14 protein-coding genes are annotated in these 19091 nt (G+C 55.7%); 8 read left to right on the forward strand and 6 right to left on the reverse strand.

Annotated features, from left to right (window positions below):
* Positions 1–149: 149 nt before the first annotated feature.
* Positions 150–1898, forward strand: a complete 1749-nt coding sequence (locus tag HMPREF3039_RS04625) for a TrkH family potassium uptake protein (RefSeq protein WP_067951960.1) — start codon at positions 150–152, stop codon at positions 1896–1898.
* 10 nt (positions 1899–1908) lie between these two features.
* Complete coding sequence (locus HMPREF3039_RS04630; RefSeq protein WP_067569558.1) at positions 1909–2613, forward strand: potassium channel family protein; 705 nt, start codon at positions 1909–1911, stop codon at positions 2611–2613.
* A gap of 220 nt (positions 2614–2833) precedes the next feature.
* Here HMPREF3039_RS04630 and hrpA read toward each other — a convergent pair whose 3' ends face one another.
* From hrpA to HMPREF3039_RS04645, 3 genes are all read right to left on the reverse strand, one after another.
* On the reverse strand, positions 2834–6520 hold the full coding sequence (gene hrpA / locus HMPREF3039_RS04635) for an ATP-dependent RNA helicase HrpA (protein WP_067569561.1): 3687 nt from the start codon (positions 6518–6520) through the stop codon (positions 2834–2836).
* 69 nt (positions 6521–6589) lie between these two features.
* On the reverse strand, positions 6590–7072 hold the full coding sequence (gene ilvN, locus HMPREF3039_RS04640) for an acetolactate synthase small subunit (protein WP_067569564.1): 483 nt from the start codon (positions 7070–7072) through the stop codon (positions 6590–6592).
* A gap of 124 nt (positions 7073–7196) precedes the next feature.
* Positions 7197–8657, reverse strand: coding sequence for a trypsin-like peptidase domain-containing protein (locus HMPREF3039_RS04645; RefSeq protein WP_167506777.1), 1461 nt, complete (start codon positions 8655–8657; stop codon positions 7197–7199).
* A gap of 259 nt (positions 8658–8916) precedes the next feature.
* Here HMPREF3039_RS04645 and holA point away from each other — a divergent pair, with 259 nt between their 5' ends.
* Positions 8917–10023, forward strand: a complete 1107-nt coding sequence (gene holA / locus HMPREF3039_RS04650) for a DNA polymerase III subunit delta (protein WP_067951962.1) — start codon at positions 8917–8919, stop codon at positions 10021–10023.
* A complete protein-coding gene (gene mnmG, locus HMPREF3039_RS04655) occupies positions 10023–11900 on the forward strand; it encodes a tRNA uridine-5-carboxymethylaminomethyl(34) synthesis enzyme MnmG (protein WP_067569658.1) in 1878 nt (625 codons plus the stop codon). The genes holA and mnmG overlap by 1 nt, the downstream gene beginning before the upstream one ends.
* A gap of 395 nt (positions 11901–12295) precedes the next feature.
* Here mnmG and ribD read toward each other — a convergent pair whose 3' ends face one another.
* Entirely contained in the window at positions 12296–13351 is a 1056-nt protein-coding gene (gene ribD, locus HMPREF3039_RS04660; RefSeq protein ID WP_067569572.1) for a bifunctional diaminohydroxyphosphoribosylaminopyrimidine deaminase/5-amino-6-(5-phosphoribosylamino)uracil reductase RibD, read from the reverse strand.
* A 417-nt stretch (positions 13352–13768) separates the two neighbouring features.
* Between ribD and HMPREF3039_RS04665 the strand changes: the two genes are divergently transcribed.
* From HMPREF3039_RS04665 to dnaN, 3 genes are all read left to right on the forward strand, one after another.
* The gene (locus HMPREF3039_RS04665) at positions 13769–14584 is read left to right on the forward strand and encodes a DapH/DapD/GlmU-related protein (protein ID WP_167506778.1); all 816 of its coding nucleotides are present in this window, start codon (positions 13769–13771) and stop codon (positions 14582–14584) included.
* Between the two features lie 283 nt (positions 14585–14867).
* Positions 14868–15020: a hypothetical protein gene (locus HMPREF3039_RS13625; RefSeq protein WP_156469860.1), complete on the forward strand. Its 153-nt coding sequence runs from the start codon at positions 14868–14870 to the stop codon at positions 15018–15020.
* On the forward strand, positions 15017–16117 hold the full coding sequence (gene dnaN, locus HMPREF3039_RS04670) for a DNA polymerase III subunit beta (RefSeq protein WP_067569578.1): 1101 nt from the start codon (positions 15017–15019) through the stop codon (positions 16115–16117). Before HMPREF3039_RS13625 ends, dnaN begins: the two co-directional genes overlap by 4 nt.
* Before the next feature lie 220 nt (positions 16118–16337).
* Here the strand turns inward: dnaN and HMPREF3039_RS04675 are convergent, their stop codons facing one another.
* A complete protein-coding gene (locus HMPREF3039_RS04675) occupies positions 16338–16778 on the reverse strand; it encodes a hypothetical protein (protein ID WP_067569581.1) in 441 nt (146 codons plus the stop codon).
* 98 nt (positions 16779–16876) lie between these two features.
* On the reverse strand, positions 16877–17935 hold the full coding sequence (locus HMPREF3039_RS04680) for a Rossmann-fold NAD(P)-binding domain-containing protein (RefSeq protein WP_067569584.1): 1059 nt from the start codon (positions 17933–17935) through the stop codon (positions 16877–16879).
* A gap of 481 nt (positions 17936–18416) precedes the next feature.
* On the opposite strand from HMPREF3039_RS04680, the gene HMPREF3039_RS04685 reads away from it, so the two are divergent.
* Entirely contained in the window at positions 18417–19043 is a 627-nt protein-coding gene (locus tag HMPREF3039_RS04685) for a T9SS type B sorting domain-containing protein (protein ID WP_067982431.1), read from the forward strand.
* Positions 19044–19091 lie beyond the last annotated feature (48 nt).

Consider the following 19091-nt stretch of genomic DNA (forward strand, 5'->3'; position numbering starts at 1 on the left):
ATGTTGCTGGAAGCCGGGTTTTCCTCCTCAAGGCATATTTCCGGGATGCTCCGGAAATATGCGGAAAAATTTGGGGGAAGAAGGGCAGACGGCTTAATACTTTTCTTTCCGTGCCCAAGTGGTAGACTCCGCGCAAGGCATCTCCACCCATGACAAACACACGCTCGGGATTTACCAAACTTGCAGCCATCTGCATCGCCATCCTTCTGGGAGCGGTGATTTGGGAACTGGGGTGGCCCCTGACGCGTGCGGAACACGAATGGGCGCGCCTGATTGCCGCCGTGGCTACTTTCGGGCATTTGACGGGCGTCGTGGGTTCCTATTTCCGGAAAGAGATCAACCGACCGCGGCCGCGGCTGCTTGTTTTCCAGATTGTCAGCTGCCTGCTGATTTTCGCCCTGATCGCCCGGGAACAGCAGGAAGACAATTTCATGCGTTTTACGGAGCTGTCCCGCCTGGTCATCACGGCGGGCCTGATCGCCATCCCCACCTTGATGTCCCTGACCAGGATTTTTGAATGGCTGCTGCGCAAGCAGAAACACGGAAGGCCGCTGATGGCTCCGGCCATGCAGTTCGTAGCCTCCCTGGGAATAGTCATTCTGGCCGGAACCGGATTGCTCCTGCTTCCCAATTCCACTTATCCCGGCATTACACTGGGCTTTACGGACGCCCTGTTCACCAGCACCAGCGCCGTTTGCGTTACGGGGCTGAACGCGGTCGATTTTGCCAACGTGTTTACGCCGCTGGGGGAAATGTTCGTACTGGCGCTGATCCAGATCGGGGGGTTCGGCATCATGACTTTCGCCTATTTTGTGGCCATGGTGGCCGGCCAGGGCTTTTCCCTGCGCGACCGCGTGCTGCTGACGGACCTGCTGGACGAGGGGAACCTGGGTTCCGTGGTTTCCTTCATCACCACCATCATCGCCAGCACCCTGTTTATCGAATTGTGCGGGGCCATTCTGCTCTATTTTTCCTGGGAGGGGAAGGACATCAACCTGATGGGGGAACCGCTGTGGTGGCATTCCCTTTTCCATTCCGTTTCCGCCTTCTGCAACGCGGGTTTTTCCACGTTCCCGATGAATTTGATGGAACCGGGCATCCGCCTGTGCCACACCGGGCAGGCGGTTATCATGGCCCTGATTGTCTGCGGCGGCTTGGGATTCGGCATTTACAAGGAACTTTACGCCCGGTTGGTCAACCGCTTTACGGCTAGGCACCGCCGCCTGCGCATGCAGTGGACTCCCTATTTCAGGCTGGTGATGATCACCACCGGCATTCTTCTGGCGGGCGGGACGCTGGCGATTTTCACCGTATCCGCCCCGCATGCCTCCGAACCGCTGGCCCAGCATTTCTGGAACTGTCTCTTCGACAGCGTGACGGCGCGCACGGCCGGATTCAACATCAGCGATTACAGCCGCTACCTGCCTGCCGCCAGCCTGATCATGTGCGGGCTGATGGTCGTGGGCGGCAGCCCCGGAGGCACCGCGGGGGGCATGCGCACCACCACCTGCGCCATTGCGGGGGCTGAAATCCTGCGTATTCTCCAGGGCAGGGAGCATGTGGAGTTTTTCCGGCGCCGCATCGACCAGCGGACCGTAGCGCGATGCGTGATCACCGTGGTGGTGTCCTGCGCGTGGATCGGCTGTTTTACCATTCTGATCTGCAGCCTGGAGCCGGCTCTGAGCTCCCTGGATATCTTCTTTGAAAATTGCAGCGCTTTTGCTACGGTAGGCGTGTCGCGGGGCATCACGCCCCATCTGGGCGACCCTTCCAAATATCTGCTTATCATCAACATGCTCGCCGGCCGCGTGGGGCTTTTCGCCTTCCTCATCGCCCTGGCCGGCACTCCCACCCCGCGGCATTACCGCTATCCATCCGTCAAAATCCCGCTAACCTGAACATACCGTTATGAGATACACCGTTATCGGCCTGGGCCAGTTTGGACAGGAACTCTGCACAGAGCTTTCCGCCCGCAATATTGAAGTGGTGGCCGTCGCCTCCTCCGATGAAGAATTGGAGCAGGTCAAGGACCTGGTGACTTACGCCGTGGTGACGGATTACACCAATCCGGCCGCCCTGCGGGAACTGGAGCTGGACGACCAGTCCGCCGTGATTGTGGCCATCGGTGACAGTTTTGAAGAAAACCTTCTTGTCGTGACGCACCTCCAGAAAATGGGCGTGCGCTACATTTACGCACGCGTGATGAGCCCGGTGCACGAACATATTCTGAGCCAGATGAACGTGTATGCGCTCATCAACCTGTCCCGGGTGGCGTCCAAGCAGCTCGCCAGCCAGCTGGAATCCCCCGAATTCTTGCGCGTTTCCCCCATGGATGAAAACCACAGCATTGTGGAAATAGCCGTGCCGCGCATCTGGGTGGGCAAGCAGCTCCGCGACGTGGGCCTGCGCACGGAACACCACCTCAATCTGCTCACCGTACGCCGCGGTGAGGCCCAAACGCCCCAGGGACGCCGTGAAATCCTTTCCATCCCGCGCATTCCCGTGATCGGCACCCCGTCCCCGGACCTCGTGTTCGAGGATCACGACATTCTCGTGCTGTTCGGCAAGGAAACGAACCTGATCGAATTCGCCCAGCTGTCCAAGGGACTGTAAATAGTCCTCCGGCGGGAGTCCACGGGCACCATTCATGCGGCGAAAAACCGCCCTGTACATTTCTCCGGGTGCATGCCCGAAGGATTTGCGCGGTTTTCAGCCGGCATGTTGAAATTGATCACGGCACAGGTAAAAATCAAAAAACAAGATTACCCGCGCAAGCCCCCCCTGTCCGGCCAACCCGCAGTGAATTTAGTGAAAAGACAAGGATTCACTAGCTTTACAATGCTTCAAAAGCAGCATTCAGCCGTTTTTCAGAGACGCGTCCCTTGACGGGGATGGCGGGAGCGAATACGGAGAGGCGGTATTCCTCCAGCAGATAGCCGTACCGCATCCAGCGCAGATCGTCCGCATGCTCCGGCAAAGCCCGATGCCAGGGGAGATAAACGCGTTCAAAGAGGTCCAGGCGTTCCAGTTCCCTGGCCAGAGGCTGCTGGCCGATGCGCCTGATACGTTCCGCGATACCCTGCATGTACCGCTTCAGGTCCGGCAGGCGTTCCGCACCGTGAACCCACAGGAAGCGGGGACGAAGAAGCCAGTCCATTTGACGCCGGAAATCCGCCGTGATGCGTTCCGCGGGGCGTATGCCCTGCTGCGCCGTTTCAAAGTCTCTCACGGAATGTTCCGTGGAGGCGACAAGTTCCCATGCGTCCGCCACGGTACGGGCGGCATCAAAAAGGTTCTGGCGGAGGTTCATTTCCGCGGCGGCGAATTGTTCCGCCGTACGCGGCAGGGGACGCCCCCACGCAAGTTCCGCAGAGACGTCCACCAGGTCATCCGCGTTGGTGGACGGGTCTTTGCCAAGCATGTGCAGGGAAAGCTTTCCTTCCAGCTTCAGCGGGAATTTCCTGCGCAGGTGGTTGAGCTGGTCCGTCTGCCGCAGGCGCATGAAACGGAGGCAGCCGGCGCGGTGGGATTCCGCGGCGCGCAATTCATCTTCAAAGACGCGGACTCCCACGGACGTTCCTTCATCCACCAGGGCCACATAGCCGGGTCTTCCCGCCACATCCACCGTATGCTCCAAATTTCCGCAGGTCCATTCCTTCATGCCGGTAACGGATACGATGTCCGCCGCCGTTTCCCGAAAACGGCGGGAAAGTTTCCCGCCAAGGCGGGTGTTGAGTTCCGCAATGTCCGTACCAAGGGCGAGTTCCTTTCCTTCGTCATCACACACCCATATTTTTGTGACCAGCTCCGCAGGCAGGCGTTTCATGTCAAAGAAGGAGGGAGCGCAAAAGCGCCCCGTTTCCGCTTCCACGAATTCCGCCAGTTTTTGCGCAAGCGGGCCGTCCGGCGCCATGCCGTGGCGCAGTTCCGCAAAGTAGGCGGCTTTCTGACTGATGGGCTGGAGGAAAACGCGCAGGTCCTTTGGCAAGGTGCGCAGCAGGCATTCCGCCCGCTGGGCCAGATGGCCCGGCACGCCCCATTCCGGAAGCCATTCCGGTACGTCCGGAAGCTGGTCGATGTGGACCCCCAGGGTCACGCCATCGTCTTCCGCTCCGGGGTCGTTCTGGTAATACACGGGGTATTCCGCCCCGTTGCAGGAAACCTCGTCCGGGAAACCGCCCAGCAGGTCCCTGCCCCAGAATTCATACATGGCTTCCTCCGCCGGAACATGCAGGGATTCCGGGTTCTTTTTTTCCATGCCGGAAGCCCAGCGCAGAAATGCCCTGGCCGTGCAGCAGTCCTCCGGAACAAGGCCGTTGAAGAATTGAAAAACGCCTTCCTCGCACCAGACCTGGTCCGGACGGCGCAATTTGAGTTCTATCTGCCGCACTTCCTCGCGGAGCGATTCCAAATGCCGGATGCAGGCGGGCTTCGTGCGGAAGCCGCCGCCGAGCAGTCCTTCGCGGATCATGATTTCCCGCGCATGGGCGGGATTGATGCGTCCATAATGAACACGCCTGTTGTCAATGATACGCAGGCCGCCGCATACCACGCGCTCCATCGCGTAAACCGCACCCTGTTCCTTGTCCCATCGCGCTCCGGAGTAATGGGATTCACAGAGATGGGGAGCAACCTGCTCCACCCACTCCGGTTCCAGCCGGGCGGCGCGGCGCATCCACAGGCGGGTGGTGTCCACCAGTTCCACGCCCATGACCCATTCGCTCCGCTTCTTGCGGCGGAACAGGCCGGAGCCGGGAAAAATGCCGAAGGAACGCCCTCCCGCGCCGCGGTATTCCCGGCTGTCCGCATCCCAGAGGCCGAACTGGCGCGGCACGCCGGCCAGAATGCTCCGGTGGATCATGGCAAAGGAGGCCTGGCGGTCCGTTTCCTGTTCCAGAGGGGATATGTTACACCTCAAGGTTTCCTTCACCAGCCGGGAGAGGTCCTCCCACAGGTTGAACCATTCCATCATGCGGTTGAAGTTGAGGAAGTTTTTTCCACACCATTTGCGGAGCTGGTTTTTGCGCCAGCGCCGCCCTTCCCTGAATTGCCACGCATCTTTCCACAGCTTGAGCAGGGACAGGAAGTCGCTGTCTTCGTCCTTCCATTGCGCATGAGCCTGGTCCGCCTTCTGGGCGGCGTCCGACGGACGCTCACGGGGGTCCATGATGCCCAGGCCGGCCACGATAACAAGCATTTCAGGCAGGGCCTGTTCATGCCGGGCTTCCAGCAGCATGCGGCCCAGCCGCGGATCAATGGGCAGGCGCGCCAGTTTTTTACCTACGGGCGTGAGCTGCCGGGTCTTGTCCAGGGCTCCTATTTCCCGCAGGGTGCGGTAGCCTTCCGTCACCAGTTTGGAGGAAGGAGGGTCCGGCAGCGGGAATTCCGGCATTTCCGGCAATCCCAGGTCCTTCATCCTGAGCAGGGCTCCGGCCAAGGCGCTGCGCTTGATTTCCGGGTCCGTAAAGTCGGGGCGGTCTTCCCAGTCCTCTTCACTGTACAGGCGTATGCAGACGCCTTCGCACACGCGTCCGCAGCGTCCCGCACGCTGGCGCGCGCTGGCCTTGGAGACGGGTTCTACCTGGAGCCTCTGCACCTGCCGCGCGGGGCTGTAGCGGCTGACACGCGCCAGACCGGAGTCAATGACGTAAATGATGCCGGGAATGGTCAGGGACGTTTCCGCCACATTCGTGGCAAGCACAATGCGTCTGTACCCCTGTTCCGGATGGAAGATTCTTTGCTGGTCCGCCAGGCCCAGCCTGGCAAAAAGGGGCAGGATGCGCGTGTTCCTCAACCGGCGGCCTTCCAGTTTTTCCGCCACCTCCCGTATTTCCCGTTCGCCGGGAAGAAAGACAAGCACGTCCCCGCGGTCGTCCAGTGTGTCCAGCCAGTCCACGGCGCGCGCCACATGGGCGGCCAGCTCCTCGTCTTCATGCAGGGGCGGCAAATAGTGCAGGTCCACCGGGTAGGTGCGCCCCTCCACCTGCACGATGGGGGCGCCGTTGAAGAATTCGGAGAATCCCCCCGCATCCAGCGTAGCGGAGCTGATCACCAGCTTCAGGTCCGGCCGCCTGTCCAGCAGGAGCTTGAGATACCCCAGCAGAAAGTCGATGTTCAGGCTGCGTTCGTGAGCCTCGTCCAGGATCAGGGTATGGTACTGGCGCAAGTCCGGATCATGCTGAGTTTCCGCCAGCAGGATGCCGTCCGTCATGAATTTCAAACGCGTATCCGGTCCCGCCTTTTCTTCAAACCGCACCTGGTACCCCACCAGGCCGCCCAGTTCACAGCCCAGTTCTTCCGCCACACGGCGGGAGACGGAAGCCGCGGCGAGTCTTCTGGGCTGAGTGCAGCCCACCCTGCCCAGCCTGTTTCCGGCAAGTTCCATGGCCATTTTGGGAAGCTGGGTGGTTTTGCCGGAACCCGTTTCCCCGACCACTACTATGACCTGATGCTCCCGCAGGGCCGCCAGAATGTCATCCCGGCGGCGGGAGATGGGAAGGTCCGGATAAGTGATGTTCATGGAAGGAAGGGAGAAAAAAACCCTGCAAGACCGTCCTGCAGGGTTTGATGGAAAAGCCGGAAAGGTTCCTTACTGCCGGGGTTTGGGAAGCGCGATGCGGCCGCTGCGCGTCAGCATCTGCACGTTGTAGTCTTCAATAAGGGACAGAAAACGGTCGATCTTGTGTTCGCCGCCCGTAACCTCGATGGTCAGGGCGTCTTTGGTGACGTCCACAATGGAGGCGCCCAGAATCTGGCAGAATTCAATGACTTCATGCCGCGTGGCGGAATCCACGCCGATGCGGGTCAATACCGTCTCCCGGTACACGTTGTCCGTGTTGCGGAAATCCACCACTTCCACCGTGTTGACGAGTTTTTCCAGGTGCTTGATGATCTGGTCCAGGACGTCTTCCTTTTCACGTACGACGATGGTCATCCGTGAAAAGCGCGGGTCCTGGCTAGGGGCAACGTTCAACGAATGAATATTGTAGCCCCGTCCACTGAACAAACCGGCAATGCGGGCAAGCACGCCGAATTTGTTTTCAACAAGTACGGAGATGGTATGACGAGTCATAAGTTTAATTTCTTAAAGGTGATATATTATATGCGTTTTTATCTGGCAGTCAAGCCTGTGCCGGGGAATGCCGCAAAATGCGGCGGAAGAGGAAGCGCTCCGCAGGAAACTGCGGCGGCGGAATTCAAAGTTCCCTCGGCAGAATGGCATTGCTTTTCGTAGCCGTGGGAATGCGGGGAAGCAGGGTTTTTTCCGAAACCGGGCGGGCATCCACCTTCACGTTGAACTGCTGTCCGTCACGGGAAACGGTCAGCAGGGCGGGCCCCTCCCGCAGCGCTTTGACCAGTGCTTCCATGGTGCTGACGCTCTGGTGGTTCACGGCAAAGACCATGTCTCCCGTCTGGAGGATCTGCCCCACGGATTTTTTCGGGTTCACCTGAATGACCAGCAGGCCCCGTGCGCCGATGGATTGTTCTTCCGCGGTGAGTTCCCGCAAGTGCATTCCTACGCCGTCCATGAAGTCCGCCCACGGCGATGGAGCATTCTGCAGAATGCTGTCCCCAACTTTCAGGGTAAGGTTCATTTTTTGTCCCTTCCTCCAGATTTTCAGCCGGAATTTGTCGCCGATGGAGAGGTTTTCTATGCGGTCAAGCACGTCCTGGACGTTCAGAATGGGGACTTCATTGAAATTGAGCATCACGTCTCCCGTCCGGAGACCAGCCTGTTCGGCGGGAGATCCGGACTTGACCATGTTCACGACAGCGCCCGTGGCCTCATGGTAGTCCAGAAAACTGCGGAGGGGAGGCGTATTGGGCACGATGTCCAGTCCCAGGTACCCCCTCATGGGACGCCCATGCACGCAGATTTGCTGGAAAGAGTGCTGGACGAGATTGGAAGGAATGGCGAAGCCGATGCCCGCATAACTTTTTTCCGTATTGGGCAGTATCGATTTGTTGATACCAATGATTTCCCCGCGGATGTTGATGAGGGGCCCTCCGGAATTGCCTGGAAAGATGCTGGCATCCGTCTGGATCAGGTCCAGGCCGGAATCCATCAGCTTGCGTTCCCGGGCGCTGATGATGCCGCGTGAAACCGTCGTGCCCAGTCCGTAGGGATTGCCGCAGGCCAGAACGATCATGCCGGGAGCCACCTTGTCGCTGTTGCCGAAGGGAAGAGGATTGAAGGTCGTCTGGTTGTCCGGTTTGTCCACCTTCAGCACGGCGATGTCCAGTTCCGGGTCCACGCCTACCAGATGCACGGAGACGCTCCTTCCGTCGCTCAGGGTGACCCGCAGGGCATGCTTGTTCTGGATGACATGGTAGGCGGTGATGATGTGCCCTTCCTTGGTGACGATGACTCCGGAACCCAGACCGTGCACCGCCAGCCTTTTTTCAATGACGGACTGGCCGTCTTCCGAAGGCTGGGTGACATTGGTCACGCCCGTAGTGTCTATGCTGACCAGCACCCGCTCCACGAGCTGCGCCACTTTTGAGTATTCCTCATTGAGCTGATGGAGAGTGGGAATGTCCGTATCCTTCAATTCGGATTCCTGGGCGGTGGTGAATACTTCCGACCGGAAGGAAATGTTCCTTTCCGTGACGCGGCTGTCCCACCTCCAATAAGCCACGGCGACAACGGTCATCATAACCGTCATCATGATGACAAGTAGAGTCCGTGTCCAGATGTTCGATCTCATGAAAATGCCCTGCCGTGGTGATGATCAAACGGTTTTCGGCTTGATCACAAGGGTATGGGAAGGAAAGGAACGGAAAAACTCCGGATTATGTCCCTCATTCCTTTCCCATTGATACTATTTAAGCTTATCTTCTTCAAATGAAAAAACTTTCTAATGACAAATACGTCTTTCAAAAAACCGGATTTTGTGGTATGAACGGGCACGTTTTATGGGCAGTTTCATTCCAGAACAACAGGCCATTCATCTCGTTTTCGGCACGGATGAAGGGATGGTGCGTGAAAAGGCTTCCGGCGTTTTTGCCGCCCTGACGGAAGGGACGAATGAGTTTTCCCATGAAATCCTGGAAGCGGGCTGCGGAGATTCCGATGAAGCGGCCCAAATTGTCCGCCAGGTCATGGAGGCCCTGCGCACACTGCCTTTTTTCCCCGGCCGCAAAGTGGTCTGGATGAAGAATTGCAACTTCCTGGGGGATTCCGTCACCGGCAGGTCCTCTGTCACGGAAGCGGCCCTGGATTCCCTGAGGCAATTGCTGGAAGCCGGGCTGGGTCCGGACGTCATCCTGGTTGTTTCCGCTTCCGAATTCGACAAGCGCCGCTCCTTCAATAAATTCCTGCTCCAGCATTCCGCCGCGGCGGAGTTGAACAAGCCGGACATTACCAAGGCCGGCTGGGAAGGCAGCCTGATGCCCCTGGTAAACAAGGAGGCGGCCGCAAGAGGGATGGCCTTCGACCCTTCCGCACTGGAACTGTTCATCCACCGCGTCAGCGAGTCTTCCCGTCAGATTATTTCCGAAATTGAAAAGCTGGATCTTTTCCTGGGGGCGGAACGGCGGACAGTCATGCCGGAGGACGTGGAAAGAATGGTTCCGCTCACCCGCACGGGGGTAATTTTCGAAATTTCACGGGCGCTGGAAAACAAGAAGAGCGACACGGCCATTTCCCTGATCGATTTTCAACTGGAACGCGGAGAAAATGCCGTCACCATCATGCGTGCCGCATTTATTCCGACGCTTAGAAATTTGCTGGCCGCCAAGCTTTTGTGCGATGCCTTCAATCTGAAGCCTACCAATTTCAAGGATTTCACCGCCAGAATTTCCTCCCTGCCCTCCTATGCATCCGCGCTGATTCCCTTGAAGAAGGACGGCACCCCGAATGCCTACCCGCTTTTCCTGGCGGCCCAAAACGCCGCCAAATTCAAGACGGAGCGACTGAAACAGACTCTGAAGGAGTGCATGAAGGCCGACAAGGCCCTGGTTTCCTCTTCTCTTGATCCGCGGCTGGTTCTGCACCGCCTTGCCATTTGTTCAGCATCCTGATGAATTCCTCCACCCAAGCATCTTCCGTGTTCGACGTTCTCGTCGTCGGCGCAGGACACGCGGGCATTGAAGCGGCTTTGGCCGCTTCCCGCATGGGCTGTTCCGTAGCCGTTCTTACCCATAATCTGGATACCATCGGCCAAATGTCCTGCAACCCGGCCATCGGCGGCCTTGCCAAGGGGCATATTGTCCGGGAAATAGATGCTCTGGGGGGCGCCATGGGCCTGAACACGGATGCCACCGCCATTCAATTCCGGATGCTGAACGCTTCCAAGGGCCCCAGCGTCCGCGCACCGCGCGCCCAATGCGACAAGACCGCCTACCGCACGCGCATGAAAAGAGTGCTGGAAACCGCTCCCGGCGTACGGCTGTTCCAGGGAGACGTTGTCAAACTGCTGGTCAATGGAGAACAGCAGGCCGCGGGCGCCGTCACTTCCCTGGACTACACCATTCATGCACGCAGCGTGGTCATTTGTTCCGGCACCTTCATGAAAGGCCTGCTGCACGTAGGACTGCAGCACGTCACGGGCGGCCGCATGGGCTGTGCGCCATCCACGCTTTCCTCCGACCTGGCGGATTTGGGCTTTCAGGTGGAACGGCTGAAAACAGGCACTTCTCCCCGCATCAACGGCAGGTCCATTGATTTTTCCGTCTGCGAACTTCAGCCAGGGGACACTCCTCCTGCCCTGTTCAGCTACCGCTCACGCAATCTGCTGAAGCGTTCTTCCGAACCCTATTGCACACTGAACACGTGGGGAGACGAAGATTTTCGGATGGAGCAGATGCCCTGCTGGATCACGTACACCAACCAGACCACGCACGATATCATCCGGGATAATCTGAAATTCAGCCCCCTGTACAGCGGTATCATTGAAGGGATAGGGCCCCGCTACTGCCCTTCCATTGAAGACAAAATCGTGCGGTTTGCAGAAAAAACGAGCCATCAGGTTTTTCTGGAACCGGAAGGGCGCAGCACGGAGGAATTCTACCTCAACGGCGTGTCCACCTCCCTGCCCTACTCCGCCCAATGCGAATTCATCCGCACTATTCCCGGTTTGGAAAATGCCCAGTTGATACGCCCGGGGTATGCGGTGGAATACGACTTCTGCCCACCCACCCAGCTTCATCCCACCCTGGAAACCAAGCTCGTGGAGAACCTGTATTTTGCCGGACAGATCAATGGAACTTCCGGATATGAGGAAGCCGCGGCACAGGGCCTGATGGCGGGAACGAACGCCGCCCTGAAAGTTCTCGGAAAGCCTCCGCTGGTTCTCCGGAGGGACCAGGCTTATATAGGAGTCATGATTGACGACCTGGTTACCAAAGGAACGGACGAACCATACCGCATGTTCACCAGCCGGGCGGAATTCAGGCTGCTGCTGCGGCAGGATAACGCAGACTTGAGGCTGGCTCCCCTGGCGTTTGAAAACGGTCTCATCACCCATGATCTGTTCATGGAAACGGAAAACAGGCGGAAGGCCATTGAAGAGGGAATAAAGCAGGCGGCGGCAATGAAATATGAAGGCGTTCCCGTCTCCATCTGGCTCAAACGCCCCGGAAACGACTGGTCCATGCTGCCGGAAGACATGAAAAAAATGTTCCACGTGGAACATTGGGATGCCATAGCTACGGACATCCAGTATGAGGGCCACATTGAAAGACAAAAAAAACAAGCGGAAAAAATCGTGCGGATGGAGGAAAAAAGCATCCCTGACGGTATCAATTACGAATCCGTCCACGCTTTAAAAAAGGAAGCCGTTATCAAGCTGGGCAAGATACGCCCCGCCACCATAGGACAGGCTTCCCGCATTCCCGGCATTACTCCGGCGGATATGGCGCTCCTGCTCGTCTATCTGCAAAAACGGAACAGGCAATAGTCAGCCTTTCTTCTACCTTTTCCAAGTGAAATCCGTCCTTTGCAAAGGACTTGAAATAAAAGGAATGGATCTTCCTTCGTTTATCACCATTCGGACGGTAGTTTATGATAACTGTTTCATCTGCTATCTCGCCGCCATGCAGCGTCATTTTTTCATGCGTGGAGGATGGGAAAGGCCTAATTATCTCGAATATTTTCTTTCGTCTTTTCAGATGCGTTGCCTGCATAAACCACGAGGTATTGATTGCTTCTCAAAATAGCGATGATATCGGAGGCCATGAAGGAAATCATCCCGCAGCAAACAATCAGGATAGGGAAAGGAATCTAAAAAGAATAACGGAAAGAGGACGACGGGGAAAAGACGACTTTCCTCTCACAGTGAAGACGTTCTTTCCGTCATTGATAATGGACATCTCCCCGAATGCACACGTCAGAGCCGAATATTCTTACAGAAGGTTCCGAGAGATACGCCTCCCGTTCCAGGAATGCTCCTCCTTTCACTCCTTCGGCACCGCCGCCGGTAATGACGGGAGCATAAAATCCCACCCATTCATCCACAAGTTCTGCTTTCAGGAATTCTTTCATCAGAATGCCTCCCGATTCCAGAAGAATAGTACCTATTTTTCTTTCTGAATATAAATTTTGTAATAATTCCAAATAATTGGATACATTCTCTACGATCAGGGTACGGTCGCGAAATTCATCCATCAGGCAGATGGAATTTTCCGGGATGGAAGCGGCGTTCCGCGTCAGGATAATGCGCCATGGCTGTTCCTTAAGGGGGGAAACGGGCTTTTCCGGATTCCTGATTGTCAAAGCCGGATTATCCAGGCGTACCGTGTTTCCTCCCGTCATGACGGCATCGCATTCGGAACGGAGCGTATGTACGAAGGAACGGGCGGCTTTTCCGGTGAGCCATTGGGAACGTTCCGGACTGCGGGAAATATGGCCGTCCAGGGACATTGCGCTTTTCGCGATTACCCAGGGACGGCCTTTCATCATGTTCAGGCGGAAACTTCTGATCAGAAAGTCGCATTCCTTCTTCAGAATCCCCCGGGCAACTTCAATGCCTGCATTTCTTAAAATTTCCGCGGCGATTCCCCTGTGGCGGGGATTGGGATCTTCCGAGCCGTAAACCACCCGCTTGAAGCGGTGCTCTATAATGGCTTCCGTACAGGGAGGGGTTTTTCCCGTCGTGCTGCACGGTTCCAATGTAACATAAAGGGTGGAATCCGAAAATAGCCTGGCATTGCCTTTGGCCATACCATCGGCAATGGCATTCCTTTCCGCATGTGGAAGACCGGCTTTTTCGTGAAATCCGGAACCGATGATCTGATCCTTGTGAACGATGACGGCGCCCACGCAAGGATTGGGGCTGGCCAGTCCGAGCCCTTTTCCGGCAAGTTCAATGGCCAGTTTCATCCAGCGGGCATCCTGATCCTCTGCGTTCATGGGAACCTTGTATCATGGATCGTGGAAAAAGGACAACAGAGATGTGTGTTGAAGAGTATTAGATTTAACAATATTAAATTCCTTCTTCTTCTACCCTGTGGTAATTGTGAACAACGATGGTTTCGCGTTTAAAATGAACGTGGTGCATCTTTCCGTAAATGTGAATAAATTCCGTTAACAGAAATGTGAATAATGTCTGAATAAGTTATTCACAGAGTATTCACTCGTGATTCACTGTTCCTTTCACACGGTTATTGCCTGGAGAGGCCACTCCGGGCACCGGCTGCATTGCTCTTGCAGAAAGTGTGGAACAAGGAATATCATTCCTGCATGCGGATTGCCAGATTGATTTATATTCCCGAGAGGGATCTCACTTTTCCGGCAACGGGTCCTGAAAGGCCCTTCCACGCGTTTTCCGTGGCCGGGACAAGCATAGAGGCGTATTGTGCCTCACGACTCCGGGAAGCGGGCTTTGAAGCCGTTTTGGGACCGGAAGAGGAAGAGTGCGGGGACGGGGATGGAGTTGTGGAGGTGTCCATGCATGATTTCTCTCCGGAGGCCGCTGTGTGGCTGGCTGATTACGGACCGGGGGAATGCGAGCTGAGGAATGCGGAGGTTTGTTTTCTGGCGGGGAAGGGGGCTCCGGGAGTACGGCGGAGTTCCTGGGAAAGAGATATGGCCGTGGAGCGTTTGGTATATCCGTGGGATCTGCTGGACTGGCAGGGGAGAGTGATAAAGGGAATGAAAGGGAACGCCGGTTCCGGGAAGGACGGCGTGCATGTTCTGGGAAATTTGCGGCTTGGGAAGGATTCCATAGTGCTGCCCGGCGTGGTGGTGGAAGGCTGTGCATGGGTGGGGAACGGTTGCAGGATTGGTCCGAATTGCTATTTGAGGGGATGTGTTTCCCTGGGGGACGGGTGTGTTGTGGGGCAGGGCGTTGAATTGAAGAATTGCATTGTGGGGAACGGGACATTTATTTCCCATTTGAGTTATGCCGGAGATTCCATCATTGGGGATGATGTCAATTTTGGCGCGGGAACGGTTTGTTCCAATTTCAGGCATGATGGGGAGGAGCACCGGATGATGGCGGGAGGAAGGCTGGTAGAAACGGGAAGGAACAAACTGGGAGCCGTTATTGGAGATCACGTCCGGTTCGGGGCCAATACTGTTGTGTTGCCGGGACGGGTGGTTCCGCCCGGAACATGGACCATGCCCGGCGAGGTTTTCCGGTAGGATGGTTTTCCGGAATGAAGCGCATGGGTTGCCGGGGAGCAGAAGACGCCCGGTTAGCGGAAACCGCAAAGGTTTTTTATTTCATCCAAGGATTCTCGGAATGATATGGATGAAGAAGTTTTTTCCATTTTATTTCTTTCCTTTTCCAGCTTTCATGAAAACTGCCGCCCGAAAACCGTGTTGCAGCCGCATTTTCAATGCTGCGGCGAACCGGAAATGCGGGAAGTGTACGGCTTGTGGAACAGACTTTTAAGAATGCTTAAATAATCTCAAAAAACGCACCATGCAAGATATGCCCTTTAAAATGGTGAATTACTATATATGGTATGCTTTTGAAAAAAATACTGCCAAATATGCCGATTTGACGGAGAAAGGACTTGAAGAGAGGAAGGCAATTGTGAGAGGATGCGAGGCAGATAAAAGCACAGTCACATGAAGTTTACTATTTCCAAGCAAGTATTTCTGGATGGCCTGAGACAGGTAGTCAGTGTGGTGTCTTCCAAAACGACGCTGCCCATTCTGTCCAATGTAAAGATTGAAGCCGAAAACGGGCAGGTGCGCTTTACTGCAACCGACCTCGACGTCTGTATCACGGGCGTGGTGCCTGCCAACGTGGTGAGGGACGGTACGGTTACCCTCCCCGCCAAAAAGCTGGTGAGCATTATCAGCGAACTTCCTGAGGCGGAAGTGCAGGTGGATGTCAACCAGCGCAACCAGGCGACTGTGGAATGCGGCCGCTCCCAGTTCAAGCTGAACGGCCTTCCGGCGGACGAATTCCCCGAGCTTCCTTCCTTTGAGCAGGCGACCGTGTACCAGGTGGAGCAGAATCTTCTGCGCGACTGCATCCGCCGGACGGAATACGCTATTTCCACGGATACGACCCGCTACGTGCTCAATGGCATTTCCCTTTCCTTCCGCAACGGGAAGATGACCCTGGTGGCTACGGACGGCCGCCGCCTGGCGCTGGCGGAAACTGCTCTGGATTTCCCGGAAGAACAGCAGCTGGATGCCATTCTGCCTACCAAGGCCGTAGGAGAATTGCGGCGTCTGCTGGATGAAGTGGGTTCCGTCACGATCCGTTTCACCCGCAACCAGGCGGCTTTTGAAATCAACGATACGCTGCTGATCAGCAAGCTGATTGACGGCAATTACCCGAATTACCGTCAGGTGATTCCGACGGACTGCAAGGAAAGCATCGAACTCCCCTGCGGAGAATTGCTGGAAACCGTGCGCCGCGTCTCCCTCCTCTCCGTGGACAAGAGTACGAACATCAAGCTGAACTTCCGGGAAAACGAACTGGAAGTAGCATCCAGCGCGGAAGGCGTGGGTGAGGCGCACGAATCCGTGACCATCACTTATTCCGGCAGGCCTCTTTCCATCTCCTTCAATCCGGACTTCTTCATGGCTCCCCTCAAAACCATGCCTGGCGACACGATGATTACGCTGAACCTCATTGATGAAATGAGCCCGGGCGTGCTGAAGATTGGCGATGAGTTCCTGTACGTGCTCATGCCGATGAGATCTCCCAACTGATTTTGACTGGCACAAAATCATTCATACAAAGGGACAGGCGCCGTGGAAACATGGCGCCTGTTTTTTATTGTTTGAAAGTGAATGGAATGGATATGTTATTCACATGAATGTTCTACGTGGAACATTTTTCATTTTCCCGGATGAGATGAAGCATGGATCTGGAGAAAATAAAAGGCCGACACCTTCCTTTTCCCAGTGGCAGAACAGGCATTTGGAACGATTATTCGCTCAGGATGCCCGGAGCGGCAAACAGGTCCGGAGCAAGATGCACGGGATATTTGCCGGAGGCGTGAAGGACGGCTTCCCGCACGGCGGGCAGGGAGGAGAAACAGGAGGAGTCCACATCCAGAATATTGCCGTCTTTCAACTCTATCTTGAGACCCGGCTTGTTTTCCTGGTCCGGCGTATATCCTATGCTTTCAATGGATTCCCAGGGAATTTCCCTGCGTGTGATTCCGTTGCCCCATGCGATGAAAATGGACGTGACAGTCAGAAAATGCGGCCTGCCGAGGATGACGGGAAGCCACAGGCAGATTAGAACCGCAGCCAATGGAAGAACCCACCAGCCGGCTCCAAAGATGCCCCATGCCAGGGCGCATCCCAGAGTGCCGTAGAGCTTTCCGGCCAGGTGATAACTGTGGTAGGAATAATAAGTGTTCATGAGTTGCGAAGCCAATGAAACGGATCCGGCAGGAATGTTGAGTTTTCAGCCGTACTCTATACGATACTCTTCCGGCTTTGCGAACGCAAGAGGATAAGTCAGGAAATGGAGTCCAGCAGTTGCTCTGGAATGATTCCCCCGGAACGGACCAGGGACAGGAAATATTCCTCCGTTTCCGGAGGAGGGGGGAACAGGCCGGCCTTTCCGCGGCCTGCGGCCAGTTCCACGGCGCCCTGATTGTGAAGAGCCAGGGGAGGGTCAATATAGCACATTTGCGTGGGATCGAGCAGGATGAAGTTGAGGGGACGCCCTTCGTTCAGAATGCGGTTTTTCGGGATGGACGGCCCCCATTCGTCTTCCACACCCATATTCGCCAGCAGAACACCGGAAGAGCAGGGCAGGGCGGGATCAATCAGATTTGACAGGGCATGCCGCCTGCCGGTAGCCGTGACGGCGCAGAAGGCCTGTTTTACCGCGTGGCTGAGAGCCGCGCCATCCGTCGCGCGGAGAAAGGAAACGGACGGGGAAGGAGGGCGTTTTTCTTCTATGTCCGCCACAATGACGCGCATCTGGTTGTTCAGGGCATGCAGGACGATGCCTCGGCCCACTTTCCCATACCCGATGACGACAAGCGTTTTCCCATGCCAGTCATTAAATCCTAGAGAGGCCAGGGCGCGGAAGAAACTTTCCCCGGTGCCCAGGCAGGTTTCAATCTGTTTGATTTTTCCCGCATCCACCATCCAGACGGGCTGCGTGCATCCCGCATAATGTTCCGCACCGGACCGCGTCAATTCCACATAACCGCAGCGGCTGGAGACATGGGAAAGGGCGCCCGCACAATCCAGGACGACATTGTAAGGACCTTCGGCCCGTTCCGCATCTACCACGGGGATTCCATAGGCCGCCAGCAGGGGAAGAATTTCCGCATCATGAGGCATGACCCGGGAAACGGCCACCGTCAAGTCCGCTCCGGCCGCCAGCAGGGCGGCGTATTTGGCGCAGGTGTTCCGGAATACGGGGGAGGCGTCAATCACTCGGCATCCTTCCAGCGGACGGCTTTCCGACCATCTTTTATACTGGTCGAGCAGCACAGGGAGTTCTTTTTCCCGGTAAAAAGAGAAAATATCCTGAAGAATGTGTGCCGGAGTCACAGGCATGGCGGAATTGTACGGATTCCATGGAAAAGGAGCAATCTTTCTCCTTCTGGTTTTTCACATGAAAAATTTTGGCAAGCGTGCAGCATTTGTTTGAGACTTTTCAGAGTGTAAGATAATATCCGGAGAAAAGCTGCCTTCCCAGACATAAGTATTTTTCTTTCTTTCATGTGAAGCCTTTGCACAGGAATTTGGTTGCTTCGCATCGCTGGCTTTTCTTTCTTCTTATTTTTCTAACAAATAGAAAATATTGATGTCTATGATGGAAATAAATTGATATTAAAAATAGTAGGTTGGTTTATCCAACGATGGATTTTCATTATTCTATAACGTAAATCTGGTAAATTCTGGAGAATATTGTTGACATCGGATGTGGACATATGCTACTGAAAAAATGATTCTTGAGAACTGCCCTTGTTTCTTTTGTTAATCATTCATTCCAACCCTTGTATATCCTATGAACACACCCAATAATAGTGCTCCCATGGAAAGTGGGCCTTCTTCCGTTCCTGTTTACCGGAAATGGTACTTTGGCTCCAGTGTAAAGCCTTCGGCCCTGTTGCGCGGTTCACGGTCGGCGGACGATCCCATGCCTCTTCCGTTTGAAGAAGTGCATGAAGACGAAAACCATACCGTGGGACCGCCCAGTACGTCGGCGGACGGGTACAGCAATTATGGCTCATTCACCATTCCGGAAGGGGCCGATGGAAAAATCCTTTACGGCACCTGTTCTCTCTTTCTGGGGGTGGACGACTGGGGAAGCCTGGAAGTGAGGGACTCCGGCGGCAACATTGTGGCACAGGTGGACCTGAAAGAAAACTCGCAGGAAGCGGGAGACCAGGGAGGCCACAAATACCACACGGGTGTGGGCGGAGCGCAGCTGCCTTCCGGCACGTATAGCTGGGAAGTCAACCAGACCAACATTGACTACGATCCGGAAGACGCCAACGTCTCCATCTGCAATTACAAAATAGACGTAGTTCCGACGGAACCCGGAGGCAAGGAGGAGCCCGATTCGTGTCCCTGCGAAGGAGATACATGTGATGAAAGCGGCGGAACGCCGCCTTCCCCATCTCTGGCCAGGTCGGGTTCCGGCCGGAGCGTGAAATAGTCTTCTTAGTAGTAAAGATTATCCATGTAAGAATGTTTGTATTTTATC

The sequence above is a fragment of the Akkermansia sp. KLE1798 genome (assembly GCF_001580195.1).
Classification (GTDB): domain Bacteria; phylum Verrucomicrobiota; class Verrucomicrobiia; order Verrucomicrobiales; family Akkermansiaceae; genus Akkermansia; species Akkermansia biwaensis.